General features: G+C 44.4%; 13 protein-coding genes. 3 read left to right on the top strand and 10 right to left on the bottom strand.

The window, feature by feature from the left end; genetic code table 11:
- Positions 1-10 precede the first annotated feature (10 nt).
- From F6K57_RS10845 to F6K57_RS10885, 9 genes are all read right to left on the bottom strand, one after another.
- On the bottom strand, positions 11-592 hold the full coding sequence (locus F6K57_RS10845) for a Uma2 family endonuclease (protein ID WP_293067364.1): 582 nt from the start codon (positions 590-592) through the stop codon (positions 11-13).
- A 110-nt stretch (positions 593-702) separates the two neighbouring features.
- Complete coding sequence (locus tag F6K57_RS10850; RefSeq protein ID WP_293067367.1) at positions 703-1,557, bottom strand: hypothetical protein; 855 nt, start codon at positions 1,555-1,557, stop codon at positions 703-705.
- A gap of 258 nt (positions 1,558-1,815) precedes the next feature.
- A complete protein-coding gene (locus tag F6K57_RS10855; protein WP_293067369.1) occupies positions 1,816-3,345 on the bottom strand; it encodes a hypothetical protein in 1,530 nt (509 codons plus the stop codon).
- Between the two features lie 75 nt (positions 3,346-3,420).
- Positions 3,421-4,686: a transposase gene (locus F6K57_RS10860; RefSeq protein WP_293067371.1), complete on the bottom strand. Its 1,266-nt coding sequence runs from the start codon at positions 4,684-4,686 to the stop codon at positions 3,421-3,423.
- 359 nt (positions 4,687-5,045) lie between these two features.
- Positions 5,046-6,329: a histidine--tRNA ligase gene (gene hisS, locus F6K57_RS10865; RefSeq protein WP_293067373.1), complete on the bottom strand. Its 1,284-nt coding sequence runs from the start codon at positions 6,327-6,329 to the stop codon at positions 5,046-5,048.
- Positions 6,330-6,356: 27 nt separating this feature from the next.
- The gene (locus tag F6K57_RS10870; protein ID WP_293018104.1) at positions 6,357-6,644 is read right to left on the bottom strand and encodes a hypothetical protein; all 288 of its coding nucleotides are present in this window, start codon (positions 6,642-6,644) and stop codon (positions 6,357-6,359) included.
- Between the two features lie 299 nt (positions 6,645-6,943).
- A complete protein-coding gene (locus tag F6K57_RS10875) occupies positions 6,944-7,900 on the bottom strand; it encodes a hypothetical protein (RefSeq protein WP_293018103.1) in 957 nt (318 codons plus the stop codon).
- A 274-nt stretch (positions 7,901-8,174) separates the two neighbouring features.
- A complete protein-coding gene (locus F6K57_RS10880; RefSeq protein WP_293067376.1) occupies positions 8,175-8,951 on the bottom strand; it encodes an RNA polymerase sigma factor SigF in 777 nt (258 codons plus the stop codon).
- A 536-nt stretch (positions 8,952-9,487) separates the two neighbouring features.
- A complete protein-coding gene (locus F6K57_RS10885; RefSeq protein WP_293018099.1) occupies positions 9,488-10,318 on the bottom strand; it encodes a photosystem II manganese-stabilizing polypeptide in 831 nt (276 codons plus the stop codon).
- A gap of 185 nt (positions 10,319-10,503) precedes the next feature.
- On the opposite strand from F6K57_RS10885, the gene F6K57_RS10890 reads away from it, so the two are divergent.
- The 3 genes from F6K57_RS10890 (at position 10,504) to rdgB (ending at position 13,993) form a co-directional block, all read left to right on the top strand.
- Entirely contained in the window at positions 10,504-10,920 is a 417-nt protein-coding gene (locus F6K57_RS10890; protein WP_229415155.1) for a hypothetical protein, read from the top strand.
- Between the two features lie 395 nt (positions 10,921-11,315).
- Positions 11,316-12,758 carry a phosphoglucomutase/phosphomannomutase family protein gene (locus F6K57_RS10895; protein ID WP_293067381.1) on the top strand — a complete coding sequence of 481 codons (1,443 nt, stop codon included), beginning with the start codon at positions 11,316-11,318 and terminating at the stop codon, positions 12,756-12,758.
- Positions 12,759-13,378: 620 nt separating this feature from the next.
- On the top strand, positions 13,379-13,993 hold the full coding sequence (rdgB, locus tag F6K57_RS10900) for an RdgB/HAM1 family non-canonical purine NTP pyrophosphatase (protein WP_293018097.1): 615 nt from the start codon (positions 13,379-13,381) through the stop codon (positions 13,991-13,993).
- A gap of 102 nt (positions 13,994-14,095) precedes the next feature.
- On the opposite strand, the gene F6K57_RS10905 is transcribed toward rdgB, so the two are convergent.
- A complete protein-coding gene (locus tag F6K57_RS10905) occupies positions 14,096-14,434 on the bottom strand; it encodes a P-II family nitrogen regulator (protein ID WP_293018096.1) in 339 nt (112 codons plus the stop codon).
- Positions 14,435-14,715 lie beyond the last annotated feature (281 nt).

The following is a 14,715-nucleotide window of genomic DNA, read 5'->3' on the forward strand; positions in this document are numbered from 1 at the left end:
AAGGATTCTTCTAAGTCTCAGAGATAGCTTGTCTGAAGTGCCTCATCGCTTCAACTTTGGAAGCCATCATCAGACACCGATACAATAAGTCAATATCCAAATCTGGCAAGACTTCACTCTGGGAAATTTTTTCGTAACCATCAGAGCGCAAGTGATACAAAGCAAAGACACCATCCTCCCAAAACCAAACTTCGGATACTCCTAATGCTTGGTAACGATTTAGCTTGCTCTGGTTACCACTAGTAAAGACAACTTCAATAGAGAGGTCTGCAATCACTCCTGAGGATCTACCAATTATGTAAGATTGGTCTGCTTGTGCAGATGCTTCCCCTTCCTTCTCTTGGGTAAAGCTACCGGTTGGAGTAAACTCAATTTGTTTTTCAACAAAATAAGTACCCAGCAACAGTGCTATGACACCACTGAAGACTTCATGGTCTTGGGAAACTGCCAATATTTCTACCTCACCCCTGTAGTAGAACAGTCGAATTCCTGGGGAGTTGACGAACCCCGCTTGAATTGATTTGAAGTTATCCCAACTTACCCCGGAGTGGACTAGCCGTTGGTCGTTTTGTTTATCTACGACATAGGTCATGGGGATTATTCCTTGTTCAGCATAGAAAGCCTAATCAATGAATTTGCGATCGCAAACTTATTGATTAGCATCTTTCCCTACCACAAAGCGCGAGATTTTACTCCCTTCAGCTATTGAACATTTGTCACCTTACCCAGACGAGTAAAGCGAATTTCAATCCTGCGCCTAGTTTGATCATCCTTTAAACTAATCGGAGCAATTTGTCCATTAGGTAAAATTAACTGGGCTGCAGAATAAGCTCGAAATTGCAGCCCCTTCAGCCGTCCTTCTTTAGCTTGAATCTCACGGAGTAATTGTACAACTGCCAAAGCTCGCATCAGTCCTAAATCAGCATTAGATCCTGGTCTAAGTTGACTGATAGAGGAATTTTTATTAACCACATTCCCAATGGTCTGGTCGATATTGCCAGCACCAAGATTAGGTTGACCATCGGTGTGACCAATCAGTTCTACTACATTGATTTCATAGTCCTTAGCATTGCTTTCAATAGCAGGGACAATTTGCTGCCGAATATAGTCCTTCATAGCTGAGGGAATTGCCGCACTGCCAGAATCAAATCGGTAAGCCCCCTGATCTTTGATTACAATAATCGGAGGTGTATCTGGTGGTTTTGGTGCTGCAGCAATCTGTACCTGCAAAGACCTAACCTGCTGTTCTAGTGCCTTTTGGCGGTCAGTTGAGCGCTTTGCCCTAGCTCTCCAAACCGCCACACCACGCTCAAGTTGATCAACCCGAGCTGCCTTAGCTCGTAATTCCGCATTCTCCCTTGCTAATTGCACCACTTCATCTTCACTTCTGGTGAGATCATCAATGGTTGATTCCAAGGCAGTTTGTGCCAGCACAGACTTCAGGATAGACAACAACAAAAATAAGATCAGGATCATGAAGGCATTAGACATTAAGTCTGTAAAAGCTGGCCAGAGATTTATCTCTTCATTCCAATCATTATTTCGTGAACGACGCATTTTATCAATTCTCTGTCAATCTTATAATTAGTATTAGTCATTTGCCGTAAGCATTCAGCATTCAGCATTCAGCTTATGGGCTACGGGCATATGCTTATATGGGCAAATTCCCAGACTTTCAATTCTGATTATTCTCGAACTATTAAATTCTCCCTAAAGAGGTTTATTTTAAGCTGAACGCGCACGCGTGAGCTTTTAGCTGACGGCTGACAGCTGACGGCTGACAGCTGACGGCTGACAGCTAACGATTTGCCAGGTTTATCGTTCACTGCTCAAACGCCTGACTAGCTCTCCTACAGTCATATCTTGGGTTATGCGAGTTGAACCATCGATTTGATTGGACTCAGTCATTTTTGTGCTAATCTTAGCAATTTCCTGATTAGTGTTATTAAGATGATTGACAACTTTTTCAAGATTGTGTCGCATAATTTCATAATTATGCTGGTCAGTATTAGCTTGCTGAGTAAGACTTTGATCAAGGCGATCGCCTAAAGCCTGAATTCCCAGACTTACTCCTTCGGTATAGCTTTTAACATTTGACACTAACTTAGCCAATTCAGCCTGAACGTCACTCAAGCTATCAGTTCGAGAAACAATCCGTTGCTCTAATTGATCAAGCCGAGCGATCGCTGACTGAAATCCCTGTGCTCCTTGCTGAAGTTGGGGGATAATCTTCCCTAGGGCTTGTTGACTGTGATGATGCTGTTTTACTACATCTATAGAAGATTGTCTGAGGGCACTGATTTCTTCTGCCAATTTTACCAACTTAACCCCATGACGCTGAAGTTCAGCCATTGCTACTCCCATCCCTTGCACTGATTGCGATAACATACTGGCTGACTCAGAGAAACTGCTTTGGGTTCTCGTTAAATCTACTGTAGCCTTAGATAATTTTTGAGGAAACTGGCTATGCTCAAAGGTTTGAGCAACTTGGGTAAATTGAGCAGCAGCTAGCTGAAATTCTTCAGCACTTCTAGCGATAGTACTAGCAGCTTGGAAGAATCTATTGTAAGAATTTTCGGCTAGTTTAAGCACTTGAGTGTTAGCATCAGCAATTTCTTGCACTTTTTCTCGTAGTGATGATTCCACTGCTTCTCGAACAGTCTGACCAAATCTCGCCAAAAAGCTTTCAAAGATATTGGACATCCCCTGAACCAATACATCCAGGCGTGTTTGCCCTGCTAAACTCGGCTGATAAATATTATCCAAGTAATCTTCTAAGTAACTAATTAGATTGTTTTTCGCTAGCCCTGTATTGAAGGCGACGTTAACTACGGTTAAGACAGCACTAAAAAAGATAGCGGTTAAGCTAGTGGTAAAAGCAATCCCCATCCCTTCTAGGGGTTGCTGTAATTGGTTAACTAAAGTATTGATATCGGTAGCATCAGATTGACTGATTGTTTGACTCAGTGCTAACAAATTGATGGTGATGCCGATAAAGGTACCTAGTAAGCCAAAGGATAACAGTAAGCTAGGCATAATCCGACCAATGTAATCAATTTGGTCACAAGATATGCCAACAACTTTCTCGTGGCTGTAGGCTTGGTCAATTAATGCGCCTGTATTGACCTGCTCTAAATGTCGGCTAGCATCTGAGAACCGTCTTTCTAGCTCCTCTACAATTCTGGGTTTTTTCCCACGAGGCTGTCCATGGATTAGTCTTCTTACTCGCTTCCCTAGGGATAAAAGATGGGTATGGAGAGCAAAACGTAGTAAAATTACGAATACTGATGGGATTACCACCAGTACTACAGTCAGGGCAATTAAGTAATCCGGTATTGGTAGCATAGCAGCAGCTGGGGAACTCTACAGGTGAAATGGTAGCGCAGCATCCTCAGGATGGTGACATACTCCCACACTTCCCTATCGGGTAAGTGTGGGCTTCTCAGCGACTCCCGGTATCCCGTCGGACATTAACTGAGCTTTAAGAACGGGATGCCCCACCGCTCTATTTTTTATATTGTTCGCGTAGCGTCGGCTGAGGCCTTTGGCCACGCTTCGCGAACGCCGAATCGCTGCATTGTGGTCACGGTCAAGACTGCACCCACAATGAGGGCAGTCGTGCCAGCGAATATGCAGCTTTTTCGGTACTTTCTCTCCACAACTGGAGCAATTTTGTGAGGTGTTATGAGCACTTACTGGGACAACCAACAAACCAGCATTTAAGGCTTTGTTTGTCAGTATCGACAGAAAGCTTGACCACCCAGCATCCAACACAGATAAGGCCAATTTGGTACGAGCAAGACCTTTGACATTCAAAGTCTCATGAGCAATAACGTCATACTTTGACAGCAATTGATTAGCTGTTTTGAAGTGGAAGTCTTTACGCTTGTTAGCTACTTTTTGATGTTGTTTAGCTAACAACTTAATAGCCTTGAGTCTACGATTACCACCCTTCTCTCGACGTGATACTTTTTTCTGAATAAGCCGCAGTCTTTTTTGAGCTTTACGGTAGTGCTGAGGTATTGTAACTGTTTCACCACTCGAAGTAGTCAAAAAATCCTTTAGACCAACATCAATACCAATGATTAAGTGAGGATTGATATCTGTTTTAATTTCAGGAACGGTCTTATCCTCAAGAGAAAGTGTAACGTACAATCCGTCAGCTTTTTTACTGATAGAAACCGTCTTGATTTTGAACCCGTCAGGAATTTGACGATGCAAGACAACCTTAATCTTACCCAGTTTTGGTAAGTCAATGCGATTACCTTGCAAGCAGGATTGTTTGATTTGAGGGTAGGTGAAAGTTCTGTAACGACTGAGTGGCTTAAACCTGGGTTTGCCACTTCTTTTGCCGCTACTATCTCCGATCAAGAATCTGTCAAAGGTTAGCTTAACTCTCTTAACTACATCCTGTAAAACTTGAGAATGAATATCCTTATACCAAGGTCGTTCTTGCTTAAGTTGAGGCAGAGTCTTCTTTTGAGAGTAGTAATTAGGGTTGATTCTTAGTTGAGGCAAGTGACAAATCAGAGGACAGGCATTAACAGGTGAGCGATTTTGCTCATACCAGTTGAATCTATCAGCCAATAAGTAATTGTATTGAGCGCATAACATTGACAACCATCTGTCAATTAATGCTGCTTGTTGCTGAGTCGGGCGCAATCTGTACTGATAGGCTGTTCTCATGGCAAATCACCTCCCTTACCATTCTACTATTTCCGACAATTAATATTCAATATGAATCGAAAGTTGCTGTCCGCCATTCATCCCACGCTCACCCTACGGGTTGAGACGTGGGGCATAAGAGCGGTTTAGCTAACCCCTTTCTTTATAACCTAAGGATACCCATACTTATCTCAAAGCATTGATGTGTCACTACGAAATAATACGACGTTCTTGAGTGTTAACACTGAACACTCAAGGGTGCATCTCCTAACAGTTGTTTGAACCAGCAGTGGTGCGTTACGGGCAGCAACCTAACCAAGGGCTAGAGGCCAAATATCAAGGCTCCCCTAACACACCCTACGCAACTCAACACTCAAGACTCAACGCAAAGGTTCTATCTGCTCTTTTAACTGCTCAGTTTTATCCAATAAATCAGCTTGGGTCATAGTTTCTTGTTCCCCAGAGGCCAGCCATTTCAAATTCACGGTGTTGCTCTGAGCTTCAGCATCTCCGATCACTAAACAACCCACCGCACCACTGCGGTCAGCTCGCTTAAACTGTTTACCAAAAGCACTTCCACTCAAGTCCAGTTCTACAGCTAACCCAGCTTTGCGCAGTTGCTGAGCCAGTTTCAATCCTTGAGCTTGAGCTACTTCACCTCTGGATACTAGATAAAAATCTAGCGCTAGGGCTGGTGAAGCTTGCAGTTGTTGCAGCAAAATCACTAAACGCTCCAAACCAATCGCCCAACCAACGGCTGGAGTTTTATTTCCCCCCAATTCATCGACTAATCCGTCATAGCGACCACCACCACAAACCGTTGCTTGAGCGCCTAAGTCATCAGAGATAATTTCAAATGCAGTGTGGGTGTAGTAATCCAACCCCCGCACCAAGCGAGGATTAAGCTGGTAACTAATCCCATTATCCTTCAACAACTGCTTTACCTGATCAAAATGACTTTGGGACTCTGAACTTAGATAGTCTAATATACTCGGAGCATCCTGAGCAATCTCTTGAGTGCGTTTGTCTTTACTATCTAAAATCCTGAGGGGATTGCGAGTTAAACGGTCTTGAGAATCTTCGTCCAACTCATCTTTGTAAGGAGTAAGGTAATCTACCAGCGCCTGTCGGTACTTTTGACGGTCTTCGGTACTACCGACAGAATTAAGGTCAAGTTTCAGGTTAACTAGACCCAAGGTATTTAGGATATCTTTTGCGATCGCAATTACTTCTGCATCTGCCCTGGCATCACGAGAACCAATCACCTCTACCCCCAATTGATGAAACTGTCGCTGTCGTCCAGCTTGGGGATTTTCATAGCGAAACATCGGACCAGTATACCAGAGGCGTTGTACTCCACCAGCAGCATAGAGGCTATTTTGAATATAAGCTCGCACTATTCCCGCTGTCCCTTCTGGACGTAGTGTCACGGAACGAGGAGGGGTTGCCCGGTCGTTGAAGGTATACATTTCCTTCCCTACCACATCAGTAGCTTCCCCAATCCCCCGTTCAAACAGTTCAGTGCGCTCAAAAATGGGAGCACGAATTTCTCGATAAGCCGCTCTATTGAGAATCTGTTGTGCGATCGCTTCTACTTGCTGCCAATATCCAACTTCGTCTGGCAGGATATCCCGTGTTCCTCGTAAAGCCTGGATTAAACCCATTAACGTTTTGCTTCCCCATCATTTGAGCTAGTGTCCACCATCGGAAGTGTCTTCTTCCCAGGCACCATAGCGATTTTGATAATAGGACAAAATTTGCTTGACCCGTTCTCTTTCTACTTTATCAGCAGTCTCGCCATACTCAATCCACAATCCACCAACCTGACTCTGATTGTAATCAAACTGCTGGGATGTTTGGGGTAGTAAATCAGCGTCTACCCCTGTCACTTGCCGTAAATGGGCAGCTACCTCTCGATAAACTGCCAAGGGTAAACCAGCACAACTAATTTGATAACGCAATAGTTTACACTGCTCCATGATCCTAGGGTACCTTGTATTAGGGATTAAGTAGCAGAACCATTAACCCAATTCCTAACACCTTTAGCTATCAGCGTGTCGCGTATCAGCTATCAGCCAAAGGTCTGTGGCAACGCTACGGCAACAGTTTATGCCCATAGCGTACGCTACTAATACTTTTTCATAAAATCAGCACAATTAGTAGCGTCAGCCAAGGCCAAAGGCTTTTGGGCCACGGTACGGGAATGGCTGATGGCTGACGGCTGATAGCTGAATGCTTACCTAACACCTAACAGTTAACACTGTACCCTGAGGTTACCTCAAGAAGCTGATCCTGAGTTTTCGCCAACTCGTCTAGACACTTCAACACCATTTTCTTCCAGAATCACCACTGGATCTAAGCCTCTATACATTTCAATTCGCTTTACTAGCACTTGTCCGCCTAATATAAACTGTCCAACTTGAACGCTACGACTAGGCTCATTAGGGACATCTAGGATAGCGTAATAGACACCCCTACCATTATCAACTACCCCTGTGACACTAACATTATTGGCCAGTTCTGGTTCTGGTAGGATTGGCAGTTGCAGATCAAATTCAGGAGGGATAGGGGGGATACCATCCTCGGCAACAGAGCTATTGTCTGGTTTTGAAGCAGGTTTAGCAATGCTAGTCTCTGTAGGCCGAGTGTTCTGGGGCCTTGGCAAAACATTTCCTCTTGATGAGCCAGGAGACTTTCTAGGGATTGATGAGCTTGGAGGCTTACGGTCGGGCCTGGTAGCTCTTGAGGGGCTGGGACGGCTAGCTCTTGAGGGGCTGGGACGGCTAGCTCTTGAGGGGCTGGGGGGTACCGCTACACTACCTCCGGTTCCAGGACGCGATCGCAAAGCCGGTCTTCCTGGTGGAGGAGTCAGAGGTTGTACCCTCGTAGGGGAGCTACTTGGTCTGCCAGGATTCGGCACAATCTCCACCTCTGGTTGCACTGAAATTGCCGCAAACGGGTCAAGACGTCCCTTATCAATCCGATTTCTTACTTCATTGCTTGGCAAGGTGGTGATCAATGGTGGTATTGGTATTACCTTTTCCTGCTCCGGTGTTTCCGGAGATTTAGGAGCAAATTCAGCTACAGGAGGAGAAGGTTTGGTGCTATCCGGGGAAGCCACCGGCGTCGGTTTAGGGGTAGTCGGCTCCCCCTGTTCAGTGTTTCTACCCGGTTGACAGCCTCCTATCAGCAGAGCCAGCACACTCACCCATACGATGCATGATACTTTACCCATGACCACCTAAAAATAACGCTTTATCCGAGCATACCCTTGAAGTTATCGATCTGTGGCACCAACTTCTTTAAAGATCGGATTTTTTTGGCAAACTTCCAAAACTGGAGACTCTAAGCAAAAGGCTTTGGGCATGCTATGGGCAATAACACCCAATCCAAGAAGCCCAAAGCGCGTTTCAGCGATGACTTAGCTATCAAGTCCAGTTACTTTGCCAGCTGTATATAATTGTCTATAATTTTAGATTATTATGCTTCACCAAATAATAGTGTTAAAATTAATCTTGTGTCGGTTTCATTAACTTTTGCAACGCTTCCAAGCCTTTTTTAACGCGGCGGGATACCGTTACTACACTGATGTCTAAGCGTTGTGCTACCTCTTTTTGGGTCAAGTCATGTAAAAAAACAAATTCCAGCACTTCACGAGTGCGCTTTTCCAAATGAGCTAGGGCTTGTTGAATGCGGATTTGGTCTTCCTGTGCCAGCTGAAAACTGCGATAGCGAGGATCTGGGACTAATTCACCCAAGCTGGTGTTTCTGTCCTCTGAATCTCCCACTGGTGTATCTAAGCTCAGAGGTTCCCGATTTTGATGAGCTAGGGTAATTTCTTGCCATTCTTCTAGGGAAATGTTTAATGCTGCTGCTATTTCTTCTTCTGTCGGTTGCCGATTTAACGTTGCTCGTAAATTTCGAGTAATTTCCACAGACTTTTGCCGTAGTGCTAGCCAGCGTCGAGGAATGCGAATTGAATAACCCCGATCTCGTAAATAGTGCTGAATTTCACCACGAATGTAGGGGATAGCGAAGGAACTAAATGCTATTCCCTTGGTGGAATCAAATCGTTCTATGGCACCAATTAAGCCAATACAGCCAACCTGAAGTAAGTCTTCGTAGCTTTCATGACACTGATTGACCCAATGATGAGCTTCTCTCCTCACTAGTCCTAAATTGAGAGCAACTAGCTGATTGCGAAGTTCAGAGGTCTTAGATTGCTGGTACTTTTGTAATAATGTTAAGCTTTGATACTTAATATTATGATTAAGGTTAGTCGCCATAACAAAGTTTAATGTGGTAGATTACAAGTAGATCACAAGTAGATCACAATCGGCTATCAGACCCCTAACTCATCCCAATTCTCCTGGATGGAACAAATTTTTTATCCTGGTAATGGTTCAGGTCGAATTGGTAATGGTTGTGGGATTACCGGTTGAAAATTTCCCGGATCCAATCCCCGGAATATCTTATCTTGCATCCCTTTTAGAGAAAGGGGCTCAGTTTTATTGGCGTGAGTTTATGCTGCAGTTTGGTTTGATAACATAGGTAATTTAGTTAATCTAGTTTATTAATATCCAACCACTGGCCTGATCATAATGTTATTGCTTTAATTGTAGATTTCCCATTAAGTTTGTTAAAATAGTAATTTACCCATAATCCCGAATTACAAAGGATGAAAGTTTATTAATAATACATACAGGATATCGAAAACGCCACATTTCGATCAAAAAAGGGGCATACGCCCCTTAGCAATTAACGTTTTTGCCAATTTCCCATTCTGGGAGTCAGTGGCTTCCAAGACTCAAACCAACGTCAGCTATGCTTGTTTTGGTTGAATGCGAGCGTAAAATATCCCCTGAACTTTCACTTCTTCTGGCTCATCAGCACCTAAGTCAGTATCTGAGGGTTGTTCACTTATGAATGTACCAGCAATTTCCCCACTCTCCCTATCTACTTGAGCTATGCGCAGCTCAATGGTGCCTTCGCCCACATCTGCGCTCTTAACATTGGCAAACTCTTGGCTATCCGCTTGAGATGGCAAAGCAACCGAATTATCATAACCACTAGCCAGACCTCGACCTTTGGGATCTAGGAAAACAGCACCCCGATAAGAGGGGACGTAGAAATCGCCAACAAAGTCGGTGGAAGCATTGATACTCTCCAAACCAGGCTCAGTTGTGGCAACCAATTTTTTAATGGTGAACAGGAATGGGACTTGCTCACCTCCAGGCAACTGAATAGTGATGGGTTGGAAATCTATACCATCCTTTTCCAAAAACTTCAGACTACCATCTTTTTGAAAAACTAAGTCTCCTCGCACTTGAACCAAGCTAGAGGTATAACGGGTCAATAATTTGCCGGGAAGATATTCTGCCTCTTTGCGCTTAGTTCCTTCTTCCTTGACAAAGAAGGTGGTTGGCTGTACGCACATATCGACAATCTCATAGGACTGGTCGGGGTCTACAGGAATAGCACCCCGAGTCATTTCTGACAGCTGTGGACAGTTATTCGCTAAACCAGTATTTTTAATCTGGTCATAGGTCAGTCCTTCGATACTTTCCAAGCTTGCTATATCTGGAGAACAGGAAGCTGTAAAGACCCCCAGACATAACGCCAGGAAGGCACAAATCAAAGCACGATACTTCATAGTCAATCTCAATCGTCAATAATCAGATCTAAAAATGTATGTTAGGTTGGTTCTGGAATTGGGTTGCTGGTGCAATAGGAGTTAAACAGCTGCTGCCCTCTAGGCATTGACCAGTATTATCCACAATTCACACCACACCCATGTTATAAGTCGGGCTACACACAAACTATCGGGAAGCTTGTTATTTGGTTGAACTACTGCCATTGGGGCATAGGGCATGCAAAAATGGCACCGATTCCGTGAGCCTCAGCTGTTCTTTAGAGCATTGTACACGGGAAGAGCCGCCTTTACTGCGACAGTTATTTGATGGAATGGATCGGGATAAAGATTTGGATTCAGAGCAATTACAGGCTAAATTACTAGAGATTACCGCTGATATTCGTTCTTTGGCAAAGAATTACCAAGGTGATAACTTAGCGCTGTTGGCTATACTCAGGGGTTTAGAGGAAGTCCATGGCGAGATTCGAGACGGGTTCTTTCAAGCCTCATTGCCCGATACTCGCCAGAAACTATATGATTTGCTAAAGGATATTGAAGAAAAGGGTGGTTGGCCCTACATTGAACGCATGAATCTAATCTCTGTACTTAAGAAGCTGCCTTAGTCAGCCCGACCTAAGCAGGATATCAGCAACGACCACTAGGAAACTGTTGCCCTTGTCGGGGGATGATTGATCGAGATTTAGAACAGAGGGAAGAGTCCGCAAGAGGGGTAAAACCTGACTATATCCCGCTTACATTTAGGAAAAACTTTGGTTGCTGAGCAACTCATCAGTGCTAGCCAATGGTCCAACGTCAATGGTGGTAGCCAATACACCCACTGGACAAAATCCCGAAAGAGTGACTTAAGTTAAGTAATTACTATCAGTACTACTAGATGACGACAAAATGGCGACACAAGCCAGCTCAGGCTTTGGCGGGTCACCAAGACACTAACTCTTTCCAATGCTAGGATTTTGCCGTCAGAGTATTAAAATTTAAGTAACTATATACTACTATTATGGCGATTGCCGGAGATTCAATTAAATTTGGGACAGACGGCTGGCGAGGTATCATTGCCGCCGATTTTACCTTCGAGCGCTTGGCAATAGTTGCCCCTGTTGCTGCTCAAGTTCTGGCAGATGCTTATGGGGAAACCACGGGTAGCCAAACGATTATAGTGGGTCATGACCGACGCTTCATGGCAGAAGACTTTGCCAAAAAAACCGCAGAGGTGGTTCAAGCTGCTGGTTTTGATGTCTTACTATCTAACAGTTATGCTCCTACACCAGCCTTCAGTTGGGCAGCCAAGTCCCAAAATGCTTTGGGAGCTTTGGTAATTACTGCTAGTCATAATCCTGGCAATTACCTAGGCTTAAAAGTCAAAGGAGCGTTTGGTGGATCAGTTCCTCTAGAAATAACTAAACAGATTGAAGCCAAACTTTCTCAAGCACCAGCTACACCTAAGAAAGAGGGGAGTATAAAGACCTTTGACCCATGGTCAAGTTACTGTGATGCTTTAAGACAAAAGGTTGATATTGCCCTGATTCAACAGCTGATTAGTCAGCAGAAACTGACTGTATTTGCCCATGTCATGAATGGTGCAGCAGCAGGAGGCTTGAACAAGATTCTTGGGGTACCCATTATCGAAATTAAGGCCGAACGGGATCCCTTATTTGGTGGCAAATCCCCAGAACCTTTACCCGGTTATCTGTCTGAGCTATTTGAAGCGCTCCAGAGTCACCACCGCGAACCGGGTGTTGAATTAGCGGTTGGGTTGGCATTTGATGGGGATAGCGATCGCATTGCAGCCGCTGATGGTGAGGGCAATTTCCTTAGCCCCCAAATCCTGATTCCCATCCTGATTGAACATCTAGCATCACGACGTAACTTTAGTGGTGAAGTGGTCAAAACTCTTAGTGGTTCTGACCTAATTCCTAGAGTGGCAGCACTGTATAATTTGCCAGTTTATGAGACTGCTATCGGTTATAAGTATATTGCTGACCGGATGTTATCCACTCCTGCTTTGCTAGGGGGTGAGGAATCCGGAGGCATTGGCTATGGCAACCATATTCCTGAGCGAGATGCTCTATTATCAGCACTGTATATATTAGAAGCGATCGCTAAATCTGGAAAAGACTTAAGTGAACTCTACAAGAGTCTGCAAGAGCAAACTGGCTATGCTTCTGCCTATGACCGGATCGATTTACATCTATCGGGGATGGAAGTGCGATCGCGTATACAAGAACAATTACAAACCGAGCCTCTCCAAGAAATTAATGGTCAGGCAGTGGTGGATTGCCAAACCACAGATGGGTACAAATTCCGTTTAGCTAACGACAGCTGGTTGCTGATTCGCTTTAGTGGCACTGAACCCTTATTGCGACTCTACTGTGAAGCCGCTACCCTTGAACAGGTAACTCAAACCTTAAACTGGGCTAAAGATTGGGCCAGTAAGTTTTAGAGTTAAATTTGGGATTAATGTTGGATTTTGGATTGGCTAGTTTTGGTTGGGTTATTGAAAATCTGGGCTTTGGTGAGTAAGATCGCAATCGGGCATTAAACGCTGCTTGAGCTGTATCGAACTGACTCTGATTGCTAGTTAACCTTTCATCAAACAGAAAAACAACAAACTAGGGTTAGCCACTTAATTTATTGAGTGGACAGCGAGTGCGCCGGGATAAATCCAGGCAATTGTGTTAGAATAGAATGGTAAGTAGGGACAAGGTTGGTCACGTTTATATTTTGCTAGTACGGTGAAATTCCGGCCAGGAAGAGACGGGGTATATCCTACGACTATGGTACAGGCAAGTAACGCAGCAAAAAGTAGTGATTTATTGCCCTAATTTGTTGGTACAACCACTCCGAAAGCTAGTTAAATTGAAAGTAAATCCACAGGTTAACTGTTTGAGTTAATCCGAGGGAGGTAGGGCAGTGTTGAGTCTGCCAAACTATATAGACTAGGTTACTCTAGGCTTTAGTATAGTAAGCGTCGTGGAGCGCGGTTTCAACCCGCGTAACGACATCAGCTTAGAATCCCTGTGTTTTCAAACCAGGGAGAACTCAAAATCTGACCTTGTTGCTTTGAGTAATCCAAAATCCCAACATCAAACCCCAAATTTGCTGCCAAAATTGCTGGTTGTAGCTACAGGCAATCCTGGTAAGCTGCAGGAGATGCAGACATACCTAGATTCTTTGGACTGGGAATTGCAGTTAAAGCCACCAGAGCTAGAGATTGAAGAAACTGGAGATACATTTACTGCCAATGCTTGTCTGAAGGCATCAGTAGTAGCCCAGGCAACTGGGCAATGGGCAATTGCTGATGATTCCGGTTTGCAAGTCGATGCCCTAGATGGTGCTCCAGGGATTTATTCTGCACGCTATGGCAAAACCGACCAAGAGCGAATTGAGCGGCTACTGGGGGAGCTAGGTTTGGAAGTGAATCGGCAAGCCCAGTTTGTTTGTGTAGTGGCGATTGCTCGTCCAGATGGTGCGATCGCTCTCCAAGCGGAAGGGATTTGTCGGGGGGAAATTTTGCCAGCTCCTCGGGGAACTGGTGGCTTTGGCTACGACCCAATTTTTTTGGTTCCAGAGCAGGGGTTAACCTTTGCTGAGATGGAGCCTCAGATGAAGCGATCTTGCTCTCATCGTGGCAAGGCTTTTGAATTACTACTACCTCAGTTGAAACAGCTATCTTAACTAGCGTGGCTAAAACCGTCAACTCCCTATAAAAATCGACTGAGGCACGCTAACTCGGTAAACCGTGCCTCAGCTCCCTTGGTATATTGGTATATAGGGTATTTAGACCGCTTCTAGATTTTTTTCCCCAGTACGAATTCTGACCACCTGATCGACGGGGCTAATGAAAATTTTACCGTCGCCAATTTCACCGGTGCGAGCTGCAGCGATCACTTTGTCTACGACCATATCGACTTGATCGTCTTCTACAACAATTTCCACTTTGAGTTTTTGTAGGAATTCAACCGTGTACTCTGAACCGCGATAACGTTCAGTCTGACCTTTCTGGCGTCCAAAGCCTCGAACCTCAGACACTGTCATTCCGACAATGCCAGCGTTGACTAGGGCAATTTTGACTTCGTCCAGCTTAAATGGCCGGATGATGGCTTCTACTTTTTTCAAGTTCCTAACTCCTCAGTTGTTCTGCTATTCATTTGTTATATGAATAGCATGACACTTTATCTGACTGTGGATGTGGAAATTTTTCTAAATGCTGATAGGGTGACTCTGAGGTGTTGATATCGATTCATCAACCGCGAAGACGACTGGGTTTTATGTATTTATCTATTTATTAGCTGCACAGGTAATTGGTGACTGCCCACCGACTCATGCTCCCCTGCTTTTCTGCCTTAGCATCCTTCCCGTCTTTGCCGTTTATTTACTTAACTATACCTTGAGCCTGT

Source organism: Moorena sp. SIO4A5 (genome assembly GCF_010672005.1).
Lineage (GTDB): Bacteria > Cyanobacteriota > Cyanobacteriia > Cyanobacteriales > Coleofasciculaceae > Moorena.